Origin of the sequence: Corallococcus sp. AB032C (genome assembly GCF_003668935.1) — a bacterium.
Classification (GTDB): domain Bacteria; phylum Myxococcota; class Myxococcia; order Myxococcales; family Myxococcaceae; genus Corallococcus; species Corallococcus exiguus.
This window is the reverse complement of sequence record NZ_RAWP01000041.1, coordinates 56,134-73,919: the sequence shown is the minus strand read 5'-3', so window position 1 is coordinate 73,919 and position 17,786 is coordinate 56,134. Positions and strand designations below refer to the sequence as shown.

Sequence of the window (17,786 nt, the reverse complement as noted above, 5' to 3'; positions counted from 1 at the left end):
AATGTCGGAGGGGTCACACCCGTTCCCATCCCGAACACGGAAGTTAAGCCCTCCAGAGCCGATGGTACTCCGCGGGAAACCGCGTGGGAGAGTAGGTCGCTGCCGGATTCTTTTTGAAAGCCCCTGGTGCCGCAAGGCGCCAGGGGCTTTGTCTTTGCGGGCTTGTGTCACGGGCCGCCGCGCACCTGGCTTGAGCGCTGCGACGCGCTCGCCGGGGGCTCTTGGTGCCCGTGCGCGTGGCTCGATTTTGCCCGGCGTGTGCCGCAGCCTGCGCTCGCGGTAGGCGATGCTGGAGTGACGCGGGAAGGCGGGTGGGTCAGTTTTGGGGCGTGGGGAGGCCAAGTTCTCGGATTCGTTGGGGAATCGCGTCACCGTGGATGTTTGACCGCCGTTCTCTCTGGATCTAGAGTCACTGCTCCCCCCGGTCTGCGCACCGCCTGCCGCGGTCCGTACTCGCCGGCGCCGGGCAGCCCCGCGAGATGAAGAAGCCGACCTTCTTTGGGAAGTACCTGCTCCTTGAGCGCGTCAACGTCGGCGGTATGGCCGAGGTCTTCATCGCGAAGGCTTTTGGCGTCGAAGGCTTTGAGCGCATCCTCGCCATCAAGAAGATCCTTCCGACGATGGCGGAGGATGACGAGTTCATCACGATGTTCATCGACGAGGCGCGGATCAGCGTTCAGCTGAACCACGCCAACATCGTGCACATCCACGAACTCGGGAAGCACGAGGACACGTACTTCATCGCCATGGAGTACGTGGCGGGCCGTGACGTCCGCACGCTCCTGGAGCGCTACCGCCGTCGCAAGGAGATCATGCCCACCGCACAGGCGGTGTTCATCGTCTCCAAGATGTGCGAGGGCCTGGACTACGCGCACCGCAAGAAGGACGCGCGCGGCCAGGACCTGCACATCATCCACCGCGACGTCTCTCCGCAGAACATCCTCGTCTCGTACGAAGGCGAGGTGAAGATCATCGACTTTGGCATCGCCAAGGCCGCCAACCGTTCGCAGAAGACGCAGGCCGGCATCCTCAAGGGGAAGTTCGGCTACATGAGCCCGGAGCAGGTCCGGGGCATGCCCATCGACCGGCGCAGCGACGTCTTCGCCGTCGGCGTGCTGCTCTACGAGATGCTCACGGGCGAGAAGCTCTTCGTGGGCGAGTCCGACTTCTCCACGCTGGAGAAGGTGCGCAACGCGGACATCCCGTTGCCGCGCGAGTTCAACCCGAACATCTCCGCGGGTCTGGAGAAGGTCGTCCTCAAGGCGCTCGCGCGCGAGCCCGAGGACCGCTACCAGTGGGCTTCGGACCTCCAGGAGGACCTGATGCGCTTCCTCCTCGCGGGGGACGCCATCTACTCGTCGAAGCACCTGTCCGGCTTCATGAAGGAGGCCTTCGCCGAGGACATGCTCCGCGAGGCTGAGAAGATGGAGCGCTACGCCTCCGTCGAGCGCCCGGACCAGATCGAGCACTCGGGTGTGACGCTGCCTCCTCCGGCGGCCCCGCCCCCCCGGGCGACCGCGCAGAAGAGGTCGCCAGCGCCTTCGGCCACCGGTTCTCCCGTGGGCCGCGCCTCCACTGCGCCCGCACAGCCCGCGCCTGGCTACATCCCGCCTCCCAGCGCTGAAGAGCTGGCGGAGATGGATGGCGCCGCGGACAAGACGCAGATCGTTGACTCCACGCACGCGCTCCGCGCCCCGGAGACGCGGATCGCGGACAGCAGCGTCGTCGTGGACGACAGCATCACCGGTCGTTCGGAAAACCCCATCGATCGGGCCGGGCACCACACGAGCGCCTCTCCCTACGCACAGGACGAAGGAAGAGGCGGCAAGGGCAAGAGTGGTCCCAAGTCCCAGGTCATCATCGGGGACGAGGGCGGAGAGGCCTACGCGGGCGCGACCATGATTGGTCCGGCTCCGACGGCGCCGCCTTCGCGCTCTCGTGGTGGCTCGGCGGCCCCCGTGCTGGATCCCGAGGAAGAGGAGACCACGGGCAACATCACCGTCCCGGTGGGCTCCCGCCACAACGGCCTGCGCGCCCAGGCGGCCGAGGAGGACCCGGACGGCGCCTACGACGACCAGGGCGACGAGTACGAGGGTGACGGCCAGGAGGACTACGGAGACGAAGGGCAGGACGCCGAAGAGCCGCCCTACGACGACGAGGCCGACGGTCCGGCGACCATCCCCCAGAAGGCTTCCAAGATGGCGAAGCCGGCCCCGGCCGCCAAGGTCCAGAAGGCCAAGGCGCCCGCTGGACCGAAGAAGCCTCTGCCCAAGCCCGCCATCATCGGCATGGCCGCGGGCGCGGCCCTGCTGCTCATTGTCGCGGTGATCTTCGTGGTCCGTGGCTCTTCCACGGGCTCCGTGAACTTCGTCGCGCCCGTGGGCGCCACCGTCCTCGTGGACGGTGAGGCCGTGAACGCCAACCAGGTCATCGAACTGTCCGCGGGCATCCACAACGTGACCGCCTCGGCTCCGGGCTATCAGCCCGTGACGCAGCAGATCGAGGTCACCGCTGGCCAGGCCGCGGCGCCCATCCTCCTCAGCCTGAAGGTGGATGCGCCGCCTCAGAAGCCGCCGGAGCCCAAGCCGCCAGAGCCCACGCCTCCGCCCGTGGTGGACAACACGCCTCCGCCCACGACGCCGGAGACGCCCCCGGACAAGCCTGTCGAGCCTCCCGCGCCGAAGACGTTCACCGCCCTGTTCGAAGGACAGGAGGGTGCGGAGATCACCGTCGACGGCAAGTCCCTGGGCAAGCTGCCCGGCGCGAAGCTTGGCGACCTGGAGGTGGGCAAGAAGTACACGTTCACGGCGAAGCGCGCGGGCTTCAAGCCGTTCTCCGGCGACTTCACGTCCAGCGGGAACACCGAGGTGCGTGTCGCCGTGGACATGGTGGAGGAAGCGCCGCCGCCCGAGCCCAAGCCGAAGCCCCCGCCTCCGGAGCCGAAGCCCAAGCCTCCTCCCGTGGCCGTGACGCCGACCCCGAAGCCTCCTCCGGAGCCGAAGCCGAAGCCCGCCGCTGCCGCGATGGGCAAGTTCGCCTGCAGCACGTCGCCGACGGGCGCTCAAATCTGGGTGGATGGGAAGAACACGGGTCGCTTGAGCCCCGTGACACTGGGCAATCCGCTTTCACTGCCGGTGGGCAAGCACAAGGTCGTCTTCAAGCTCAACGGCAAGTCGACCAAGCCCCAGGTGGTGGTCATCGAGGCGGAGGGTGTAGCCAAACTCATCAACGTCCCGGTGAATTGAACGGACGCACTGCGCCATGGGGCATCTTGTGCCCCTGGCGATTGTTGAGCAGGGATGTCAGGGGGCAGGCTATGACGCCTCGCCCACGACGCTCCTTACGTTGAGGTGATGTGTTCATGAGCATGACGTCCACTCGAGGCAAGCCCGACGCTGGCCCCGCGCAGCAGCCTTTCACCTATCCCCTTCGCCAGGAGTTCGTGGAGCCCGACTGGCGACGCATCCCGGGCTACAAGGACGTCACCGCGGCGGAGTGGGAGAGCTCGGTGTGGCAGCGCAAGCACACCGTTAAGAACCTGCGCGAGCTGCGGGCGACGCTCGGGGCGCTGCTGCCGGACGACCTGGCCGCGAGCATGGAGTTGGACCAGAAGGAGCGGGCGACGATGTCCATCCTCGTCCCGCCCCAGATGCTCAACACCATGAACCTGGAGGACCTGTGGAGCGACCCGGTCCGCAAGTACATGTTGCCGGCGCTCGCCGACCGCCGCACGGACTGGGCCAACCACCCGCGCGCCAGCCGTGACAGCCTCCACGAGGCGGACATGTGGGTCGTCGAGGGCCTGACGCACCGCTATCCGACGAAGGTGCTGGCGGAGATGCTGCCCACGTGCCCGCAGTACTGCGGCCACTGCACGCGCATGGACCTGGTGGGCAACGACGTCCCGCAGGTGTCCAAGCACAAGTTCGCGACGGGGCAGAAGGAGCGCTACGAGCAGATGCTGGACTACCTGCGCCGCACGCCCACCGTGCGCGACGTGGTGGTGTCCGGCGGCGACATCGCCAACCTGCCCATCCAGGCGCTAGAGCCGTTCGTCAGCGCGCTGATGGACATCCCGAACATCCGCGACATCCGCCTGGCGTCCAAGGGCCTCATGGCGCTGCCGCAGCACTTCCTCCAGGACAACGTCCTGGCCGGCCTGGACCGGTTGGCGAAGAAGGCCGTGGAGCGCGGCGTGGACCTGGCGATGCACACGCACGTGAACCACGCGCAGCAGCTCACGCCGCTGGTGGGCAAGGCGGTGCGCAAGCTGCTCGACATGGGCTTCCGCGACGTGCGCAACCAGGGCGTGCTCTTGCGCGGCGTGAACGACAGCCCGAAGGCGCTGCTGGACCTGTGCTTCACGCTGCTCGACCACGCGAAGATCCTGCCGTACTACTTCTACATGTGCGACATGATCCCCAACAGCGAGCACTGGCGGCTGTCGGTGGCGCAGGCGCAGAAGCTCCAGCACGACATCATGGGCTACATGCCGGGCTTCGCCACGCCGCGCATCGTCTGTGACGTGCCGTTCGTGGGGAAGCGGTGGATCCACCAGGTGGCGGAGTATGACCGCGAGCGCGGCATCTCCTACTGGACCAAGAACTACCGCACCAGCGTGGAAGCGAACGACGCCGACGCACTTGATCGGAAGTACGAGTACTTCGATCCCATCGACACGCTGCCGGAGTCCGGCCAGGCGTGGTGGCGGGATCAGCCCAAGGCGGCGTAATGGATTCCTCCGTGGGCGCCATCGCGCCCCAGTCGTCCCCCCGTCCCTCGCTCAGTGCCGAGGGGCGGGCCCGGTTGTTTCCCTCCGCGACCGACGCGGAGTGGACGGACTGGCGCTGGCAGCAGCGTCACTCGGTGCGCAACCTGGAGCAGCTGGAGCGCCACGTGCGCCTGACCCCGGATGAGCGCGCCGGGGTGCAGGAGACGTCCTCGCTGTTCCGGATGGGCATCAGCCCTTACTACCTGTCCCTCATCGATCCGGAGCACGCGCTGTGCCCCGTGCGCATGCAGTCCATTCCGGCGCGCGCGGAGGCCCGGGTGCGGCCCGGGGAGCTGGAGGATCCGCTCGGCGAGGACAAGACGCGCCCGGAGGAGTGCATCGTCCACAAGTATCCGGACCGGGTGCTGTTCCTGGCCCTGGATACGTGTTCGGTCTACTGCCGTCACTGCACGCGGCGGCGCATCACCAAGGGCGGTGAGGCGGAGCTCACCAAGGACCAGATGCGCCGGGGCATCGACTACGTGCGCAACCACCCCGAGGTGCGCGACGTGCTCATCTCCGGGGGCGACCCGTTCCTGCTGAGCGAGGAGCGGCTGGAGTCGCTGCTCGCGCCGCTGAGCGAGATTCCTCACGTGGAGATGATCCGCATCGGGACGCGGGTGCCGGTGGTGCTGCCCATGCGTGTCACGGACTCGCTGGCGCGCCTGCTGCGCCGCTACGCGCCCGTCTACGTCATCACCCACTTCAACCACCCCAAGGAAGTGACGCCGGAAGCACGCGAGGCGTGTGAGCGGCTGGTGGACCATGGCGTGCCGGTGGAGAACCAGGCCGTGCTGATGCGGCAGCTCAACTCGGATGCGCGCATCATCAAGGAGCTGTCGCACATGCTCCTGCGCAGCCGCGTGCGTCCGTACTACCTGCACCAGATGGACGTCGCGGAAGGCTGCGAGCACCTGCGCACGCCCATCGCCAAGGGGCTGGAGATCCTCCAGCAGCTTCGCGGGCACACCAGTGGGCTCGCAGTGCCGCACCTCGCGGTGGACCTGCCGGGTGGGGGAGGGAAGGTCACCCTCCAGCCCGACTACGTCATCGAGCGCGGCGAACGGGAGACCCTGTTCCGCAACTACAAGGGCCAGACGTACGCGTACCCGGAGCCGGAGGAGACGGACTGCTCCTGCCCGTACGACGAGGTGTGGCAGGCGCGGTCGCGGGAGCTGGGCTTCCGAGGCCGCTGACGGCCCCGGAGGGTGCCGGGCGCCGCGGGGCTACTTGCGGCGCTTGGAGGACTTCCGGCTCATGCCCTTCGCCGTGCCGGCGCTGTCGCCAATCTCCACGGTCGGCGCACCCGCCGAGCTGTCCAGGCTGCCGTCGACGTCGACGGAGGGCTCCGCGCCGTCCGCGGACTCCAGCTCCACGGGGTCCGAGTCGCTGAAGCCCTGCTGGATGTGGACCTCTCCGTCGCCCTTGCGCTTCTTCGCCTCGGCTTCCTTCTCGGCCTTGGCCTTGTCGTCGAGCCGCTTGGCCTCGTTGGCGACGCGCTGATTGTCCTCGGGGTTCATCCGGGCCGTGAAGCTGGCGAACTCCTTCGCGGAGACGCCGTGCTTCTCCATGACCTTGGCGGACTCCTTCTGCTGGTCGCGGATGGCCTGGCCTCGCTCGGCGTTGCTCATCTCCGAGGGCTTCCGGTTGCCGTGCTCCTCGTTCACCTTCGCCTGGGCCGCGGACTCATCGCGCTGGATGGCCGCCACCTTCTCCGGCGTCAGGCCTTCCTCCTCCGCGAGGGCAGGGGTCGCCAGAACAACGAGCGACGAGGCAGCGAGCAACAACGAGAGACGGGTGGTCATGGGGAGGCTCCTCAAGCCGGCCCATCATAGGCACGGAGTCAGAGCCAGCGCATGGCGGGTTCTTCAGGGCGCCTGACACCGCGTGCAGCCGTCGTTCGCGCCCGCGCACTGCTCGCGGGCCCTGGCGCAGCGCGGCGGGAGGTCGTCCCGGTCCGCCTGCTGCTCCACGAGGCCGCAGAGCTCCTTCGCCGTGGCGCACGTCCGCGCGGAGACGTCGCACTGCTCGGCGCAGGTCAGGTCGTCACCCTGCTCGCGGGCGCGGAGCTCGTCGAGGCGGGCCTCGATGCCGTCGATGGTCGCGTCGTCGTCCCCGGCCACCCGGGTGTCCACGTGCTTCGCGCAGCCTGCCAGCGCGATTCCCGTGGTGAGGAGGGCCAGCCATGACCGGATCGCTCTCATGGGCCTACCCATACGCGCCCGCTCGTGGCCGCGTCCAGTCAGCGGCGTTCGGGGGAGCGCATGCGGCGCTCGGGGCGGGGCTCTGGTTCAGGGGGACGGCTCCAGTAGAGCCAGGCCGTCAGGGCCAGGAGCGCGGCCACGGCCAGCCTCCGCAGCCATTCCTCCCGCGCTCGTCCGGGCGAGTCCGCGTCGGCCTGGGCGGCCTTGTCCAACGCGGCTTCCACTTCGGGCCCCAGGGCATGCATCCGCCGGCACAGCCAGGCCACGGGCGCGAGCGGCACCGGCACGGGCGCGGTGTCCTTCTCCACGGCCATGGCCAGCATGCGCTCCCAGGCGGTGGCTTCCTCCGGGCTCTCCGGGGACCTCGCGGGCTGGCCCAGTTGACGGGCCAGGGCCACCGCCGAACGGAGCAGCAGCACCGAGAAGGCGTCGCTTGAAATCCCGTACCAGGCCGCGCACTCCGCCTGGGGGCGGCGCTCCACGAGCCGGCGGACCAACACGGCGGCCGTGCGGGGCTCCAGCGCGCGGAGGGCCTCGGAGAGGGCCTCGGGGGACAGGCGGGCGACGTCGGGGACGGAGGCAGTCACTGGACTCCATTCTGCGGCATCCGCCTGGGGTTTTCGCGGGCTCCTACCAGGGAGATGTCCTGGCTCCCGGCCGATTTCTTGAGGCGGATCGCTCCGCCCCTAGACTGTTGGGCCATGTTGCAACGTGTGGCACTGCTGCTGCTCCTGCTCGCGTCGTCGCGGGCGTTCGCCGTGGAGACGATGCGCATTGCCATGGACGACCCCGGCGACGAGGTCCGCGTGAGCGGCCGGGGCCTGGGCTTCGGCCCCGATGCCGAGGACGGCGCCTTCGTCGCCATCACCGCGGGACAGGCCACCGTGCGCCGCCGTAACGGCAAGCTGGAGGTCAACGGGGCTCCCGTCATCGGGGATGCCATCCGCTTCCGTGGCGGGCTGGAGGCCACCGACGCGGGCGGTCCCGGCAACGAACCCCTCAAGGCGGGCAGCGCGCAGGTGCGCGGCGACGTCGTCGTGCGCGTCTTCAAGAACAGCCTTCAGCTCATCAACGTCATCCCCCTGGAGGACTACCTCGCGGCGGTGCTCGGCAGCGAGATGCCCGTGTCCTTCCCCCTGGAGGCCCTCAAGGCCCAGGCCGTGGCCGCGCGGACGTACGCGCTGCAGAAGAAGCTGGACGCGTATGGCGCCGCCTTCCACATGGGCAGCAGCGTGCTCCACCAGGTGTACGGCGGCGTGAACCGCGAGGACGCCAAGACGCGCGCCGCCGTGGAGGCCACCCGGGGCGAGGTCCTCACGTACGACCTGGCCCCCATCGAGGCGTACTTCCATGCCTCCTGCGGCGGGCGCACCGAGTCCGGTCAGGACGCCCTCCAGCGAAACCTGCCGTACCTGCAGCCCGTTGACTGCCCCTGCGGCAAGCTGCCCGCCAGCCGCTGGACCGCGACCCTCTCCGAGGCGGAGCTGCGCGGCGCGCTGAAGGCTCCGCCGGGCGGCATGCGCGTCACCGGCCGCACGCCCACGCACCGGGTGACCCGCGTGTCGATGGCGGATGGCACCGTGGTTGACGGCGTGCAGTTCCGCCGCAAGCTGGGCTACACGCGCCTCAAGAGCCTGGACTTCGACGTGGAAGCGTCCGGCAAGAACTACGTGTTCACCGGACGTGGCTTCGGCCACGGGGCGGGGCTGTGCCAGTGGGGCGCCAAGGCCCTCGCCGACCAGGGCAAGGCGTACCGGGAAATCCTTTCCCACTACTACCCGGGCGCCGAGTTCCAGCAGCTCTACTGACGCCCTCGCCGGTTCCGTGAGGGCGCGGGGGCTGCTACAAGCGCCAACCCCGTGTCGTCCCTCCTCTCCGACTACGATTTCGAGCTCCCCGAGGCGCAGATCGCCCAGGCCCCGCTGCCCAACAGGGACGCGTCGCGCCTGATGGTCGTCAGCCGCGCCACCGGCGCCTGGAGCCACCAGCATTTCACCGACCTCGCGGACCTGCTGCGTGAAGGTGACCTGCTCGTCCTCAACGACGCGCGCGTCATCCCGGCGCGCCTGCTGGGCCAGAAGAGCGGCACCGGCGGCCGTGTGGAGCTGCTGGTCGTCCGCCCCGCCGCCACGGCCACGCTCACCTCGGCCGCGCTCGGTGGCGCTCCCGAGTCGCTCGAGTGGGTCTGCCTGGGCCAGGCGTCCAAGGGACTCAAGTCCGGCCAGTCCGTCAGCTTCGCCGGGGGCCTGTCCGCCGAAGTCCTGGAGGCCCTGGGGGGAGGGGAGTACCGGGTGCGCTTCCACGCGGCGCCGGGCGCCTCGCTCGCCAGCCTCCTGGACGCGGCGGGCCGGCTGCCCCTGCCTCCGTACATCACTCGCGAGCCCGAGGCCGCGGACGCCGAGCGCTACCAGACCGTGTACGCCCGCGCGTCCGGCGCCGTGGCCGCACCCACCGCCGGCCTGCACTTCACCGAGGACGTCTTCGCGAAGCTCGCGGCGAAGGGCGTGCGGCGCGTGGAGGTGACGCTCGATGTGGGGCCCGGCACCTTCCTCCCCGTGCGCGAGGAGGTGCTGGACAAGCACCACATGCACCCGGAGCGCTTCACCGTGCCGGAGGCCACCGCCGCCGCCGTGAACGCCGCGAAGGCGGAGGGGCGCCGCGTGGTCGCCGTGGGCACCACCGTGGTGCGCACGCTGGAGTCCGCCACCGACCCGGACACGGGCGGGCTTCGCAGTGGCCCGGGCGAGACGGCGATGTTCATCCGGCCCGGCTATGTCTTCCGCCAGGTGGACGTGCTCCTCACGAACTTCCACCTGCCGCGCTCCACGTTGGTGATGCTGGTGAGCGCGCTCCTGGGCCGGGAGCGCACGCTCGCCGCGTACCAGGAGGCCGTGCGCGCGGGCTACCGGTTCTTCAGTTACGGCGATGCCATGTTGGTGAAGGAGTGAGTGCCGTGGTCGACGAGCAGCGCAAGGAGAAGGGCGATACCCGCGTGCCCCCGGGGCTGGTGCGCTTCGAGCTGTTGCACGAAGACGCCAGCGGCACCAAGGCGCGCCGCGGCCGGCTGAACACGCCGCATGGCCCCATCGAGACGCCCATCTTCATGCCCGTGGGCACGGTGGGCAGCGTCAAGGGCGTGGGCCCGGACGACCTGAAGACCCTGGATGCGCAGATCATCCTGGGCAACACCTACCACCTGATGCTGCGCCCCGGAGAGCCGCTCGTCGGGGAGATGGGCGGCCTGCACCGCTTCATCTCCTGGGACCGGCCCATGCTCACCGACAGCGGCGGCTTCCAGGTGTTCAGCCTGTCGGAGAAGCGGAAAATCACCGAGGAGGGCGCCGCCTTCCAGTCGCACCTGGACGGCTCGCGGCACTTCCTGTCGCCGGAGCGCTCCATCGAAATCCAGGAGACGCTGGGCGCGGACGTCATCATGGCGTTCGACGAGTGCCCTCCGTCCACCGAGGACCGCGCCTACCTGGAGAAGTCCCTGGCGCGCACCACGCGCTGGCTGCACCGGTGCGTGACGGCGTGGGGCCGCGAGCGCTCGTCACTGTTCGGCATCGTACAGGGCGGCCTCCATGAAGACCTGCGCAAGCGCCACGCGGAGGAGATCTGCGCGGTGGACCTGCCCGGCTACGCGCTGGGCGGCTACTCCGTGGGCGAGGCGCCGGAAGCCATGCACGCGGGCGTGGCCTACTCGGCGCCGCTGCTGCCCCGGGACAAGCCGCGCTACCTGATGGGCGTGGGCACGCCGCTGGACCTGGTGACGTGCGTGGAGCACGGCGTGGACATGTTCGACTGCGTGCTGCCTACACGGTGCGCTCGCAACGGCCTGCTCTTCACCTCGGAGGGCAAGCTGGTCATCCGCAACGCGGCCTATGCCAAGGACCCCCGGCCGGTGGACCCGGCGTGCTCCTGCTACACCTGCCGCACGTTCAGCCGGTCCTACCTGCGGCACCTGTTCGCGGCGGGAGAAATCCTGGCGATGCGGCTCAACACCCTGCACAACCTGCACTACTTCCTGGACCTGATGGCCCAGGTGCGCCGCGCCATCGCCGAGGACCGCTTCGCCACGTTCGCCCGGGACTTCCGGGCCAAAGCCGTGGCGCAGGAGGCCGAACGCAAAGGTGGTCGGTGAGCGGGCAAAGGGATTGCCGCGCTTCCGGCGTTCACTTGCTCACATGGGGCGCCCTTGCTAAGAGGCCACCCTTTCGGATGTTTTGACCCCACCCGTACGCCGGGTCGGGGCCGGTTTCCCGAGTCCTCCCTTCCAAAAGACGAGGCAGTACGTGGCTGACAGTTTCCTGATTCTCGCGCAGGCCGGGGCCGGTTCCCCCCTGGGGACCTTCGGCTTCCTCGCCGTGCTGGTGGCCATCATGTACTTCGTGATGATCCGCCCCCAGCAGAAGCAGCTCAAGGAGCACCGCAACCTGCTCGCGGGGCTGAAGAAGGGGGATGACGTCGTGACGTCCGGCGGCATCCTCGGACGCATCCACCAGGTGGACGACTCCACCGTGACGGTGGAAATCGCCAGCGGAGTGCGCGTGCGCGTGCTCAAGACGGCTGTCAGTGCGAAGGGAACCGTTCCGGTGGCGGGCGCCCCGGCGGCGGCCCCCGCTGAGAAGAAGGAGGAGAAGTAATGGACCGCGGCTGGTGGTGGAAGTTCGGAATGATCGTCGCGGTGACGCTGGGAACGATCTGGTTCCTCGTCCCGACTTACTACTCGCTGGTGGTGTTGGACCGCGCCGAGCGCAACAACATCGCCGTGCTGGAGCAGCGGCTGCCCGCGTGGGCGCCTCCCGCGAAGTACCGCCTCAACCTGGGGCTGGACCTGCAGGGCGGCATCCACATGGTGATGCGGGTGGACACCAAGACGGCCCTGCAGAAGCGCACCGAGCGCCGCGGGACGCAGATCGCCACCTACGTCAACGACAAGAAGCTGGGTGAGGTGACGGCGGACACGGACCCGGAGCGGCTGCAGCTGGTGCTGACCGCGAAGGACCCGGGCACCATGGACGCCATCCAGAAGGAAGTGCTCGCCACCTTCACCGACTTCACCGTGGAGTCCCGCAACGGCGGCACGCTGGTGCTCAAGCCGGACGAGGGCCAGGTGAACCGCTTCCGCGACGAGGCCGTGGACCAGGCGATGCTCGTCATCCGCCGCCGCATCGACAAGTGGGGCGTGGCGGAAGTGGACGTGCGCAAGCTGGGCACGGACTCCATCCAGATCTCGCTGCCCGGCCGCAGCAACCCGGAGCAGGCCAAGGAGCTGGTGGGCACCACCGCGCAGCTGGAGTTCCGGATGGTGGACGACACCAACCCGCAGGTGTTCGCGCAGATGTACCAGCAGCACCCGCCCCCCGCGGAGAGCAAGATCACCCTGGTGGAGGACGAGGGCTTCCCGCAGCTGTCCTCGCCCAACCGCGAGGCCCTGCTGGCGTACGCGAAGGACAAGACGCCGGAGGGCCGCGACGTCGTCACCGAGTGCGTGGCGAGCCCGGTGAAGAAGAACGACTGCATCGCGTACCGCAGCTACCTGCTGGACAAGAACGTTCCGCTCACCGGTGAGAGCCTGGCGGGCGCGGACGCGTCCGTCAGCCAGATGAACGAGCCGGAGGTGAACATCGCGTTCGACCCGGCCGGTTCGCGCGAGTTCGAGAAGCTGACCGAGGCCGCCGTGGGTCGCCGGATGGCCATCGTGCTGGACGACAACGTGCACACCGCCCCGCGCATCAACGAGAAGATCGGCGGCGGCCGCGCGCGCATCACCATGGGCCGCGCCAGCGGGCGCAGCTTCGAGGAGTGGCTGGGCGAGGCGCAGACGCTGGCGCTGGTGCTCAAGGCCGGTGCGCTGCCCGCGCCGGTGACGGTGGGCGAAATCCGTCAGGTGGGCGCGACGCTGGGCGACGAGCTCATCAAGAAGGGCAGCCTGGCCGCGCTGGTGGGCCTGGCGCTCGTCGTCGTCTTCATGGCGGTCTACTACCGCAAGTCCGGCCTCATCGCGGACGTGGCGCTGCTGCTCAACGGCCTGCTCATCCTGGCGGGCCTGGCGTTCTTCAATGCCACGCTGACCTTGCCGGGCATCGCGGGCTTCGTGCTCACGCTGGGCATCGCGGTGGACGCGAACGTGCTCATCAACGAGCGCATCCGAGAGGAGCTGTCCCACGGCAAGTCCGCGCGCGCCGCGGTGGACCAGGGCTACGACCGCGCCTTCTGGACCATCTTCGACGCGCATGTGACGACGCTGCTCGCGGGCTCCATCCTGTTCTTCACCGGTACGGGCCCGATCCGCGGCTTCGCCACCACGCTCATCGTGGGCCTGCTGGCGTCGCTGTTCACGTCCATCGTCGTGACGCGCGTCATCACGACCTACTTCGTCCACGGCCGCAACGCGCAGTCGGTGTCCGTCTAACGGGCCTCCAGCGCCTTCGGGAAATCCGCCATGCAGATTCTCAAGCACAAGACGAACATCGACTTCATCAGCAAGCGCAAGCCGGCGCTCTTCATCTCCACCCTCATCAACCTGGCCATCATCGTCGGTATCGCCGCGGTGGGGTTCAACTTCGGCGTGGACTTCGCCGGCGGCACGGTGGTGGAGCTGAAGTACAACACCTCCACCACCGCCGCGCAGGTCCGCGAGAAGGCCCAGGCCGGCGGTCTGCACGACGTCAGCGTCCAGGGCATCGGATCCGCGGATGAGAACTCCTTCCTCCTGCGGATGGGCGGCGTCACGCAGCTCACGGAGGAGAACGCCGAGCGTGCGAAGACGGCCATCCAGGGCCTGGGTGAGACGCGCAACGTCTACGCCGACATGGCGAACGGCATCGTGAACTTCCGCTCCGCGCAGCCCCTGTCCGTAGAGGCGGTGAAGAAGGCCGTGCAGGATGGCGCGGGCATCGGCGTGCAGGAGGTGCGCGACCTGGGCGCGAACCAGGGCGGCACCGGCTATGACTACCAGGTCGTCGCGAGCGGCATGGCGGACAAGGTGTACTCGGCGCTGAGCGCGGGCCTGGACAAGCCTGGCTTCGAGCAGCGTCGCGTGGACTACGTGGGCCCGCAGGTGGGCAAGCAGCTGCGCAACCGCGGCATCATGGCGCTGGTGTACTCGATGCTCGCCATCCTCCTGTACGTGGCGTTCCGCTTCGACTTCAAGTTCGGCCCGGGCGCGCTCTTGTCCATGCTCCACGACGTGGTGATGGTGGCGGGCTACTACCTGGTGAGCCGGCGCGAGTTCAACCTCACGTCCATCGCCGCGCTGCTCACCGTGGTGGGTTACTCCGTCAACGACACCATCGTCATCTACGACCGCATCCGTGAGGACATGGTGAAGTACAAGGGCAAGCCGCTGCCGGAGATCATCAACATCGCCGTCAACGACACGCTGGGCCGCACCATCCTCACGTCCGGCGTGACGGCGCTGTCGCTCATCGGTCTGCTCATCTTCGGCGTGGGCGAAATCTTCGACTTCGCCATGGCGATGCTGGTGGGCATCCTCGTGGGCACCTACTCGTCCGTGTACATCGCCAGCCCGCTGGTCATCTGGCTGGACGAGCGCGCGCACGCCCGCGAGGGCCACTCCGGTGGCTCCAAGCAGGAGCCGAAGACGGCCTGAGCTGTCTGACGTCTTGATGCGACGAGGGCCCTCCTTCCCATGTGGAAGCGAGGGCCCTTCGCTTTTCAGAAGCGCGCGCCCAGCGTCAGCGACGCGTCCCTCGCGGCACCGCGCACTCGCCGTGCAGGTTGGGGGCAGGAAGGCAGGCGAGCGCGCGTCTGAACAGACGTGCAGGAGGGTGGTGTGAGTGGGCGGGTTGGACTGCCTTGGTCGGACGTCTGAGGTACTGTCCTTCACCATGCGGTGGTTGCTTCCAGATGTCGTCGAGCAGGAGGTCGGTTCGCTCGCGGGTGAGCTGTCGCTGCACCCGTTGGCGGCGAGGGTGTTGCTCCACCGGGGCTACCGCACGCCGGAGGCGGCGTCGGCGTTCCTGTCGGACCGGCTGGCGGACCTGCCGGACCCGTTCCGGATGAAGGGCATGGGCCCCGCGGTGGAGCGCGTGCTGCGCGCGGTGCGGCTCAAGGAGAAGGTGACGCTCTACGGGGACTACGACGTGGACGGCGTGTCCTCCACGTCGCTCATGTACCTGTTCCTCAAGGAGCTGGGCGCCACGCCCTCCACGTACATCCCGCACCGGCTGGACGAGGGCTATGGCCTCAACCTGGGCGCGGTGGAGCGCATCGCGCAGGACGGCACGCGCCTGCTGGTGACGCTGGACTGCGGCATCACCTCCGTGGCGGAGATTGCCCGCGCGAAGGAGCTGGGCCTGGAGGTCGTGGTGGTGGACCACCACACGGTGCCGCCCACGCTGCCGCCCGCCACCGCGGTGCTCAACCCGCACCAGCCCGGCTGCGAGTACCCCACCAAGGTGCTGTGCGCCGCGGGCGTGGCCTTCAACCTCTGCATGGGCCTGCGCAAGCGCCTGCGCGACGACGGCTTCTTCGCCACGCGCAAGGAGCCCAACCTCAAGGCGCTGATGGACCTGGTGGCGCTGGCCACCGTGGCGGACGTGGTGCCGCTCACCGGCGCCAACCGCATCCTCGTGGCGCACGGCCTCCAGGAGCTGTCCCAGGGCCGCCGTCCCGGCATCCGCGCGCTGAAGGAGGTGGCCGGCCTGGAGCCGGACGCCACTGTCACCGCGGGGCAGGTGGGCTTCCGCCTGGGGCCCCGCATCAACGCCGCGGGGCGCCTGCATGACGCGTCGCTGGGCCTGCAGCTGCTCTGCGCGGACTCGGTGGAGACGGCGCGCTCGCTGGCGCAGGTGTTGGATCGCGCGAACGCGGAGCGGCAGGGCATTGAGAGCGGCATCCTCACGCAGGCGCTGGCGCAGGCGGAGGAGCACAAGGACTCGCGCGGGCTGGTGCTCTACGACGAGGGCTGGCACCCGGGCGTCATCGGCATCGTGGCGTCGCGCGTGGTGGAGCGCTACCACCGGCCCACGGTGATGGTGGGCGTGAAGGACGGGGTGGGGAAGGGCTCGGCGCGCAGCATCGAGGCATTCCACCTGTACGACGCGCTCACCGGGTGCTCGGACCTGCTCATGCGCTACGGCGGGCACAAGCACGCCGCGGGCCTCACCATCGACGCGAAGCAGCTGCCCGCCTTCCGCGAGGCCTTCGCGAAGATTGCCCTCCAGCGGCTGACGCCGGAGGACATGATTCCGCGCTGCCGCGTGGACGCGGTGGTGAACCCTCGCGACCTGGACGCGACGGCCGTGGAGTCGCTGCAGAAGCTGGGGCCCTTCGGTCAGGGCAACCCGGAGCCGGTGCTGGTGCTGCGCGGCCAGCAGGCCCGGCCTCGCGTGCTGCCCGCGAAGTCCGGGGTGCCTGGCGCGGGGCACCTGAAGCTGGCGCTCGTGGACGCTCCGGAGCTGGATGCCATTGGCTTCGGCATGGCGGACCGCGTGTCGCTGGTGGAGGGGCCGGTGGACCTGGCCTTCCAGGCCGGCTTCGACACCTTCCGCGGCCAGCGCAAGCTGTCCCTGCGCCTCAAGGACGTGCGTCAGGCCGCCTGACGCCGTCCCAGGCTTTGGCCCGCGCTACGCGAGCCCCCAGCGCACCCGGCCCGGCGACATCAACGCGCCGGCCCGCGCCAGCTCGTTGAGGCGGAAGCGCTCCGCCTGCCGCTCGAAGGCGGTGCGGCAGCCCTCCGAGCAGAAGAAGTACCGGCGCTTCTTGTACTCCGACGAGGGATGGCCCTCCGGCGCCTCCAGGTGCCTGCCGCACACCGGATCCCAGTGCCTGGTGTTGCCCTGCCCTTGTTCCTGTTCGCCGTTCATCTTCCACCTCCAGCCCGACGCCCCCGACTCCCCCAACCGGCGCGAATGTAAGCAGGGGGCATGCCAGGGGTCCATCTCCTTGGAATACCAAGCAGGGGGCCGTGCCCGCGGGCGCGAGGGAGGGGGAAAAAGTTCAGCCCCCGCCACCGCTTCCCGGGTGGGAAGGGCGCGGGGGCCGAAGGGACAAAAACGGGTGGTGCTTCAGAAGCCGACGCCGGCGCTGCCACCCAGGAAGAAGTCGTTGGCGTAGCCGCGCCGCAGGCCCATGGCCTCGATGCGGAAGGTGAGGTGCAGCGTGCGCGACAGGGCGGGCCGGCCGCGGAGGCCCAGGCCGTACTGGACGACGGGCTTGAGGCCGTTCACCTGGGTCTCCTCCTCGCCCACGGTGATGCCGGTGTTCTGGTAGGCGAGTCCGCCACCGGCCTGAAGGTACAGACCGAAGGGCGAGTCGCCGAATTGGAACAGCCAGGCGGGCGCGAGCGTGAAGTAGTGAAGCCGCGTGTCCCCCTTGATGAATTCCGTGCCGTCACTGAGGCTGCCGTAGAGCCAGCGCAGGTCCGCGAAGAGGGCCTCGCGCAGGGTCGCGTTCTCCGTGAAGAAGTTGCGGCCGAACTCCCAGGTGGCGCGCACGCCCAGGCCGGGCTTGTTGTCGGAGAAGTCGCCGCGGGCACTGTCCACCATCAACAGGCCGGCCACCAGCTCCACCGCGACGCCCAGGTTGGGGTCGTCCAGGCGGGACATGCCGCGGAAGCCGTCGTCGTTGGTGGCCTCGGCGGCCTCGCGGAACTCGTCCGTTTCGTCCACCAGCCTGCGGCGGCGATCGTAGGCGTCGTCGTCGTCCTTCTGGGCCTTCTGCTGGGCGCGTTCGGCTTCCTGCTCCGGGTAGGCGTAGGGGTCGTCGTCATCCGCGCTCTGGGCGAACGCGACAGGGGTGAAGAGCAGGCTGCCGGCGAGGCAGGCCTTGAGCCAGGTGTTCAA

Annotated in this window: 15 protein-coding genes and 1 rRNA gene; 11 read left to right on the top strand and 5 right to left on the bottom strand. The window is 69.1% G+C overall.

Going from position 1 to position 17,786, the window contains the following annotated elements; translation table 11 throughout:
* From rrf to D7X99_RS19845, 4 genes are all read left to right on the top strand, one after another.
* Window positions 1-108, top strand: a 5S ribosomal RNA gene (rrf, locus tag D7X99_RS19860); the annotation flags it as partial.
* Between the two features lie 371 nt (window positions 109-479).
* Window positions 480-3,245 (top strand): protein kinase, encoded by a 2,766-nt coding sequence (locus D7X99_RS19855; protein ID WP_121779144.1) that lies wholly within the window; start codon window positions 480-482, stop codon window positions 3,243-3,245.
* Between the two features lie 116 nt (window positions 3,246-3,361).
* Window positions 3,362-4,732 (top strand): KamA family radical SAM protein, encoded by a 1,371-nt coding sequence (locus tag D7X99_RS19850; RefSeq protein ID WP_121779149.1) that lies wholly within the window; start codon window positions 3,362-3,364, stop codon window positions 4,730-4,732.
* Window positions 4,732-5,967 carry a KamA family radical SAM protein gene (locus tag D7X99_RS19845; protein WP_121779143.1) on the top strand — a complete coding sequence of 412 codons (1,236 nt, stop codon included), beginning with the start codon at window positions 4,732-4,734 and terminating at the stop codon, window positions 5,965-5,967. The genes D7X99_RS19850 and D7X99_RS19845 overlap by 1 nt, the downstream gene beginning before the upstream one ends.
* Window positions 5,968-5,997: 30 nt before the next feature.
* Here D7X99_RS19845 and D7X99_RS19840 read toward each other — a convergent pair whose 3' ends face one another.
* The 3 genes from D7X99_RS19840 to D7X99_RS19830 all read right to left on the bottom strand — a co-directional run bounded on the left by D7X99_RS19840 (window position 5,998) and on the right by D7X99_RS19830 (window position 7,562).
* Window positions 5,998-6,576, bottom strand: a complete 579-nt coding sequence (locus tag D7X99_RS19840) for a hypothetical protein (RefSeq protein ID WP_121779142.1) — start codon at window positions 6,574-6,576, stop codon at window positions 5,998-6,000.
* A 63-nt stretch (window positions 6,577-6,639) separates the two neighbouring features.
* Complete coding sequence (locus D7X99_RS19835; RefSeq protein ID WP_233613542.1) at window positions 6,640-6,975, bottom strand: hypothetical protein; 336 nt, start codon at window positions 6,973-6,975, stop codon at window positions 6,640-6,642.
* 38 nt (window positions 6,976-7,013) lie between these two features.
* Window positions 7,014-7,562, bottom strand: coding sequence for a hypothetical protein (locus D7X99_RS19830; protein WP_121779140.1), 549 nt, complete (start codon window positions 7,560-7,562; stop codon window positions 7,014-7,016).
* A gap of 114 nt (window positions 7,563-7,676) precedes the next feature.
* Here D7X99_RS19830 and D7X99_RS19825 point away from each other — a divergent pair, with 114 nt between their 5' ends.
* The 7 genes from D7X99_RS19825 to recJ all read left to right on the top strand — a co-directional run bounded on the left by D7X99_RS19825 (window position 7,677) and on the right by recJ (window position 16,544).
* A complete protein-coding gene (locus D7X99_RS19825; protein ID WP_121779139.1) occupies window positions 7,677-8,783 on the top strand; it encodes a SpoIID/LytB domain-containing protein in 1,107 nt (368 codons plus the stop codon).
* A 51-nt stretch (window positions 8,784-8,834) separates the two neighbouring features.
* Window positions 8,835-9,923, top strand: coding sequence for a tRNA preQ1(34) S-adenosylmethionine ribosyltransferase-isomerase QueA (queA, locus tag D7X99_RS19820; protein WP_121779138.1), 1,089 nt, complete (start codon window positions 8,835-8,837; stop codon window positions 9,921-9,923).
* Between the two features lie 5 nt (window positions 9,924-9,928).
* Complete coding sequence (gene tgt / locus D7X99_RS19815) at window positions 9,929-11,116, top strand: tRNA guanosine(34) transglycosylase Tgt (RefSeq protein WP_121779137.1); 1,188 nt, start codon at window positions 9,929-9,931, stop codon at window positions 11,114-11,116.
* Window positions 11,117-11,267: 151 nt separating this feature from the next.
* The gene (gene yajC, locus D7X99_RS19810) at window positions 11,268-11,618 is read left to right on the top strand and encodes a preprotein translocase subunit YajC (RefSeq protein WP_120597220.1); all 351 of its coding nucleotides are present in this window, start codon (window positions 11,268-11,270) and stop codon (window positions 11,616-11,618) included.
* Complete coding sequence (secD, locus tag D7X99_RS19805) at window positions 11,618-13,390, top strand: protein translocase subunit SecD (protein WP_121779136.1); 1,773 nt, start codon at window positions 11,618-11,620, stop codon at window positions 13,388-13,390. The genes yajC and secD overlap by 1 nt, the downstream gene beginning before the upstream one ends.
* A 30-nt stretch (window positions 13,391-13,420) precedes the next feature.
* Window positions 13,421-14,590 (top strand): protein translocase subunit SecF, encoded by a 1,170-nt coding sequence (gene secF / locus D7X99_RS19800; RefSeq protein WP_121779135.1) that lies wholly within the window; start codon window positions 13,421-13,423, stop codon window positions 14,588-14,590.
* A 238-nt stretch (window positions 14,591-14,828) separates the two neighbouring features.
* On the top strand, window positions 14,829-16,544 hold the full coding sequence (gene recJ / locus D7X99_RS19795) for a single-stranded-DNA-specific exonuclease RecJ (protein ID WP_120579145.1): 1,716 nt from the start codon (window positions 14,829-14,831) through the stop codon (window positions 16,542-16,544).
* Between the two features lie 24 nt (window positions 16,545-16,568).
* Here the strand turns inward: recJ and D7X99_RS19790 are convergent, their stop codons facing one another.
* Window positions 16,569-16,808 carry a YHS domain-containing protein gene (locus D7X99_RS19790; protein ID WP_121779134.1) on the bottom strand — a complete coding sequence of 80 codons (240 nt, stop codon included), beginning with the start codon at window positions 16,806-16,808 and terminating at the stop codon, window positions 16,569-16,571.
* Between the two features lie 201 nt (window positions 16,809-17,009).
* Window positions 17,010-17,786: a hypothetical protein gene (locus D7X99_RS19785; protein WP_121779133.1), complete on the bottom strand. Its 777-nt coding sequence runs from the start codon at window positions 17,784-17,786 to the stop codon at window positions 17,010-17,012.

What these genes read in the sequence shown, in the direction of transcription:
- D7X99_RS19835 (WP_233613542.1), bottom strand. Translation starts at nt 6,975, where the DNA reads ATGAGAGCGATCCGGTCATGGCTGGCCCTCCTCACCACGGGAATCGCG.
- secD (WP_121779136.1), top strand. Translation starts at nt 11,618, where the DNA reads ATGGACCGCGGCTGGTGGTGGAAGTTCGGAATGATCGTCGCGGTGACG.
- D7X99_RS19855 (WP_121779144.1), top strand. Translation starts at nt 480, where the DNA reads ATGAAGAAGCCGACCTTCTTTGGGAAGTACCTGCTCCTTGAGCGCGTC.
- D7X99_RS19840 (WP_121779142.1), bottom strand. Translation starts at nt 6,576, where the DNA reads ATGACCACCCGTCTCTCGTTGTTGCTCGCTGCCTCGTCGCTCGTTGTT.
- recJ (WP_120579145.1), top strand. Translation starts at nt 14,829, where the DNA reads ATGCGGTGGTTGCTTCCAGATGTCGTCGAGCAGGAGGTCGGTTCGCTC.
- secF (WP_121779135.1), top strand. Translation starts at nt 13,421, where the DNA reads ATGCAGATTCTCAAGCACAAGACGAACATCGACTTCATCAGCAAGCGC.
- D7X99_RS19845 (WP_121779143.1), top strand. Translation starts at nt 4,732, where the DNA reads ATGGATTCCTCCGTGGGCGCCATCGCGCCCCAGTCGTCCCCCCGTCCC.
- D7X99_RS19850 (WP_121779149.1), top strand. Translation starts at nt 3,362, where the DNA reads ATGAGCATGACGTCCACTCGAGGCAAGCCCGACGCTGGCCCCGCGCAG.
- D7X99_RS19790 (WP_121779134.1), bottom strand. Translation starts at nt 16,808, where the DNA reads ATGAACGGCGAACAGGAACAAGGGCAGGGCAACACCAGGCACTGGGAT.
- D7X99_RS19825 (WP_121779139.1), top strand. Translation starts at nt 7,677, where the DNA reads ATGTTGCAACGTGTGGCACTGCTGCTGCTCCTGCTCGCGTCGTCGCGG.